The sequence below is a fragment of the Aliidongia sp. genome (assembly GCF_035943795.1).
In the GTDB taxonomy this organism is placed as follows: Bacteria; Pseudomonadota; Alphaproteobacteria; order ATCC43930; family CGMCC-115725; genus Aliidongia.
The window spans coordinates 1-2,270 of sequence record NZ_DASZBY010000132.1 but is presented as its reverse complement, the minus strand read 5'-3'; the positions used below and the strand labels follow the sequence as shown (position 1 = coordinate 2,270).

3 protein-coding genes are annotated in these 2,270 nt (G+C 64.6%); all 3 read right to left on the bottom strand.

Annotated features, from left to right (window positions below):
- Positions 1 to 756 (bottom strand): CoA-transferase (locus VGV37_RS25575; RefSeq protein ID WP_326882626.1); only part of this gene is annotated, 756 nt, incomplete at its 3' end.
- Entirely contained in the window at positions 756 to 1,226 is a 471-nt protein-coding gene (locus tag VGV37_RS25570) for a MaoC family dehydratase (protein ID WP_326882625.1), read from the bottom strand. The genes VGV37_RS25575 and VGV37_RS25570, both read right to left, overlap by 1 nt.
- Before the next feature lie 50 nt (positions 1,227 to 1,276).
- Positions 1,277 to 2,005: an amino acid ABC transporter ATP-binding protein gene (locus tag VGV37_RS25565; RefSeq protein WP_326882627.1), complete on the bottom strand. Its 729-nt coding sequence runs from the start codon at positions 2,003 to 2,005 to the stop codon at positions 1,277 to 1,279.
- Positions 2,006 to 2,270: the final 265 nt, after the last annotated feature.

The following is a 2,270-nucleotide window of genomic DNA, read 5'->3' as shown; positions in this document are numbered from 1 at the left end:
CAGATCGTAGCTCATCTGCTGGTTCGGATCGACGACCACGGCATCGACGATCGCGCCCGGCACGCGCACGGAGCGTGCGGGCAGGGAGTTCAGGTCGACGGCGGTGCGGACCTGCGCGATCACCAGTCCGCCGGAATTATGTGCGGCGAGTGCCGCGGCATAGACGTCGACGTTCGCTGCCTCCTGGTCGAGGCTGATGTTGCCGTCCGCGTCGCCGAACGAACCGCGGATGATGGTGACGTCGATCGGGAAGGACTTGTACCAGAGCAGTTCCTTGCCGCCGATGGTGACGACCTCGACCAGGTCCTCCTTGGCCGACTGGTTCATCTTGCCGCCCTGGTGGCGCGGATCGACGAAGGTGCCGAGTCCGACATGGGTGAAGAGGCCCGGCCGATTGCCGCCGATCTCGCGATAGAGCTGCATGACGCAGCCGCTCGGCAGGACATAGGCCTCGATCTTCTCGTCGCGCGCCATCTCCTGCATCTTGGGCGACCAGACCCAGTGCCCGCCGATGACCCGCTTCACCAGGCCCTCATGGGCGAAGTGGTTCATGCCTTCGGTCTTCTTGTCGCCGATGCCGAGCGCATGCAGCACGGTGAGCGCCCGCGGCAAGCCGGTCGACAGGAACCGCCGGGAGACGGCCCGGAAGACGTGGCTCGCCTCCATCAGACCGCCACCACCGCCGATCAGCGCCACCGTGTCGCCGTCCTTGATGAGCTTCACGGCGTCATCCGCCGACATGAACTTGTTGCGCATCACGCCGACGCCTCCGCGGCGACGAGTTCCGGACGTCGCGGCACCATCAGCCTGTGCTCGCCATCCTGGACGATCTCGCCGCGCTGGTTCAGCAGCTGGATCTCGATGAACAGGATCCCCATGTCCGGCTTGCTTTTGGACACCCGCGCATCGCGAATGCGAAACGTGACCTGCAGCGTGTCGCCGATCCGGATCGGCCGCTTGAAATTCCACGACCAGCCGAGCGCGATGCCGTCCCGGAAGAAGGCGGACTGCACCTTGAGCCCATCGGTCAGGGACAGCCCCATCAGACCATGGGCGATGCGGCCACCGAACTCGGTGGTCCTGGCGTAGACTTCATCCAGATGCACCGGCGAGAAATCGCCGGCAACACCCGCATAAGCCAGGATGTGCCCTTCGGTGACCGTGACGCGGGGGGTCAGCCGCTCGTCGCCGATCTTGATGTCGTCATAGAAATTTCCGGGAAGCATGGCCTGGTCCTCGATGAAGGCTTGGGGCGGTGGTCGACGGGGTCGGGCGCTCAATGGTTCAGGATCTGACCCAGGAAGCTGCGCGTGCGCTCGTTCTGGGGATTGGCGAAGAACCGATCCGGCCGGTCCATCTCGACGATTTCACCGCGGTCCATAAAAATGACCCGGTCGGCCACGCTGCGCGCGAAGCCCATCTCGTGGGTCACGCACAGCATGGTCATGCCCTCCTCGGCGAGGCTGATCATGGTGTCGAGCACCTCTTTCACCATCTCCGGATCGAGGGCGGAGGTCGGCTCGTCGAACAGCATGATCTTCGGCGTCATGCACAGCGCGCGAGCGATGGCGACGCGCTGCTGCTGGCCGCCGGAGAGCTGAGCCGGGTACTTGCCGGCCTGCTCCGGAATGCGGACGCGCTTCAGGTATTTCATCGCGATCGCCTCGGCCTCGGCCTTGCCGGTGCCGCGCACCCGCATCGGGGCCAGCATGCAGTTCTGCAGGACCGTCAGATGCGGGAAGAGATTGAACTGCTGAAAGACCATGCCGACCTCGGCCCGCACGGCCTCGACGTTCTTCGTGCCGGCGCCGAGGTCGATCCCGTCGACGAGGATCCGGCCATTTCGGTATTCTTCCAGCCGGTTGATGCAGCGGATGAGCGTCGATTTGCCCGAGCCCGACGGTCCGCACACGACGATCTTCTCGCCCTTGGCGACCGTCAGGTTGATGTTCTTCAGCACCTGAAAGCTGCCGTACCATTTCTCGACATGCTCGAAGACGATCATGGCGTCGGCCGTCGACGGCGTGTCGGGGGATGGTGCGAGCGGTGCCGAGAGTTCGATCATTCTGATCCCTTGGGACTGGCGGGCATGGGCTGCCGGAACGGGCGGCCGCTAAGGCCACCCGTCTGTTGCACTCGGGCTATTTCACCATCGCGATCGGCAGCGGCGCGTCGCCTTCGCCGGTCGTCGGCAAGGTGGGCAGGTCACCGCCGATCCATTTTTTGTAGAGCGCCGGGAGTTCGCCGCTTTCGATCTTCTTGGCGATGAA

Bases quoted from the DNA above. Each gene is read 5' to 3' on its own strand.
- VGV37_RS25570 (WP_326882625.1), bottom strand. From the start codon at position 1,226: ATGCTTCCCGGAAATTTCTATGACGACATCAAGATCGGCGACGAGCGG.
- VGV37_RS25565 (WP_326882627.1), bottom strand. From the start codon at position 2,005: ATGATCGTCTTCGAGCATGTCGAGAAATGGTACGGCAGCTTTCAGGTG.